Raw genomic sequence first — 1,293 nt, 5'->3', positions numbered from 1 at the left:
GACTTAAATGTCCTTTCTTTTGAAAAAATTATCCTATCTTTTTTCCTGAGAGTTGCATTAATTAATTGAATCTAGTACCATTAATAAAAGAGCATTTTCTTTATTCTTTTGGACTTTCTCTAAATGAATATAATGCAGTAGGGGGGAATGTTGCTAATGCTTATAGTTGGGATACTAAATATTTGGGTATAAAAGGAGGATTAGCGTATTCTTTTTTTCCTATGGGCGGTGATAATCCAGATCATAATCTAGATTTTTTAGTACACGCAGGAATTTTAGGGGAATCTATAATTTATGGAAAACAAAAAATTGACGGTATTAATTATGATTTAGTGCACCAGAAAGAGTTTTCAGGAATAGTATTAGAAGCTTCTATCGGCTTTGAAGTCAAGTATCGAGTTCCTTCTTTTGGTTTTTTAAGTATTGGCTATAACTTTGGTCAAACTACAAATATTTCCAAATCTACAGAAGAAAAATTATCCTTTATCACTCATCAATTGCAATTGGGTGTTCATTTTCCAATTAATTAAATCAAATTATGAAAAAAATAATTCTACTTATTTTCCTTTTTTTAGGTGCCAAAAATTTTGCGCAAACAAATGGCATAACGTACCAAGCTGTAATTTTAAAGCCAACTGGAGAACAATTACCAGGAGTAAATAATTCAAATGCTTTTTTAGTTAGTAAAGATATTTGCATGGTTTTTAAATTCATTGACGAATATTCAAATGTAGAATATCAAGAAGTTATTCAAACTAAAACGGATGAATATGGAATGGTCAATTTGGTAATTGGAACTGGAAGACAAACTGCTGGATATGCAGACTCATTTAAATCTATAGTTTGGAATTCTTTAAATAAAAATTTAGTTGTAGGAATTAATACAGAAGGTAATTGTTCTAGCTACACTGAGATTAGCAATCATCCTTTTAGTTATGTTCCGTTGGCTTTTTCGGCTTTAAATGCAGAAAATGTTACGGGTGTTGTAGCAATTGAAAATGGAGGTACAAATGCAATAACAGTTTTGGGAGCAAAAATTAACTTAGGTTTAGATAATGTAAATAATACATCAGATGTTAATAAACCGGTTAGCATAGCTACACAAGCTGAACTAAATTTAAAAGAAAATTTAGCAAATAAGAGTATCAATGTTACTACAGATGGCGCATCGGACACAAAATATGCAAGTGTAAAATCGATAAAAACTTATGTTGACGCTAGCTCAAGTACTAGTTCAACCGCATTAGGGACAGAAGTTTTAAGAGCAATAACAGCTGAAACAGCTAATGCAAA

Annotated in this window: 2 protein-coding genes; both read left to right on the top strand. The window is 30.9% G+C overall.

What is annotated here, in order from left to right; genetic code table 11:
- Nucleotides 1-65 precede the first annotated feature (65 nt).
- Entirely contained in the window at nt 66-530 is a 465-nt protein-coding gene (locus tag QO182_RS19460; protein WP_371563728.1) for a hypothetical protein, read from the top strand.
- An 8-nt stretch (nt 531-538) separates the two neighbouring features.
- A partial coding sequence (locus QO182_RS19455) for a hypothetical protein (protein WP_371563725.1) occupies nt 539-1,293 on the top strand: 755 nt, incomplete at its 3' end.

It is taken from the genome of Flavobacterium sp. Arc2 (genome assembly GCF_041431385.1).
Classification (GTDB): domain Bacteria; phylum Bacteroidota; class Bacteroidia; order Flavobacteriales; family Flavobacteriaceae; genus Flavobacterium.
This window is presented reverse-complemented; position numbering and strand designations above follow the sequence as displayed.